The organism is Nocardioides furvisabuli, assembly GCF_021083185.1.
Taxonomy (GTDB): domain Bacteria; phylum Actinomycetota; class Actinomycetes; order Propionibacteriales; family Nocardioidaceae; genus Nocardioides; species Nocardioides furvisabuli.
Genome location: NZ_JAIGQB010000024.1, coordinates 424 through 1425 on the forward strand (window position 1 = coordinate 424; position 1002 = coordinate 1425).

The following is a 1002-nucleotide window of genomic DNA, read 5'->3' on the forward strand; positions in this document are numbered from 1 at the left end:
GTAGCGCCCGCAGGATCACGGGTTCAGCGACGACGGCAGCGGATATTTCAGGTGCTGGTCGACTACATCGACCAGCACCGCGTCCGGTTCGGGGTCGAGCCGATCTGCACCGTCCTGCGCAAGGCCGGGATGCAGATCGCCCCGAGCAGCTACTACGCCGCCAAGACCCGGCCGCCCTCGGCGCGGGCGGTCGCGGACGAGCAGCGCCTGGCGGTGATCCGCAAGGTCCACAAGGACAACTACGGCGTCTACGGGGTCCGCAAGATGCACGCCGAGTTGAACCGACGCGGGCACCGGATCGCCAGGTGCACCGTGCACCGGCTGATGCGCGCCGACGGGCTGCGCGGGATCAGCAGGGCCAAGGGACCGAGGACCACGATCCCCGGGCGCGGTCCCGACACCCGGCCGGACCTGCTGGACCGCGACTTCCAGGCATCGGCGCCCAATCGGGTCTGGGTCGCGGACATCACCTACTGCCGGACCTTCGCCGGCTGGGTCTACGCCGCCTTCGTCATCGACGTCTACTCCCGCCGGGTGGTGGGCTGGCAGCTGTCGAAGAGTCTGCGCACCGACCTGGCGCTGGACGCCCTCGAGATGGGCTTGTGGACCCGTCAGCACGCCGGCCAGGACACCGCGGGGGTCATTGCACACTCCGACAAGGGCGTTCAGTATCTCGCGGTGCGCTACACCCAGCGGCTGGCCGAGGCCGGCGCCGTCGCGTCGGTCGGGTCGACAGGCGACTCCTATGACAATGCCCTGGCCGAGGCGTTCAACTCGCTGTTCAAGGCCGAACTGGTCCGCAACAAAGGTCCCTGGAAAACCATCGACGACCTCGAGATCGCGGTCGCGGAGTACATCGACTGGTTCAACCACCGACGCCTGCACGGCGAGATCGGACTCGTCCCACCAGTCGAGTTCGAGGACGAGCACTACCGGCACAATCCCACACCGACTACCGTCGGCGCGTCAGTTCAGAGCCTCCACTGAACCCGGCACGCGACA

1 protein-coding gene is annotated in these 1002 nt (G+C 67.9%); it reads left to right on the forward strand.

Annotated elements, in window-relative coordinates; all coding sequences use genetic code 11:
* The first annotated feature begins 51 nt into the window (after positions 1-51).
* Complete coding sequence (locus K4G59_RS19720; protein WP_443685941.1) at positions 52-987, forward strand: IS3 family transposase; 936 nt, start codon at positions 52-54, stop codon at positions 985-987.
* Positions 988-1002: the final 15 nt, after the last annotated feature.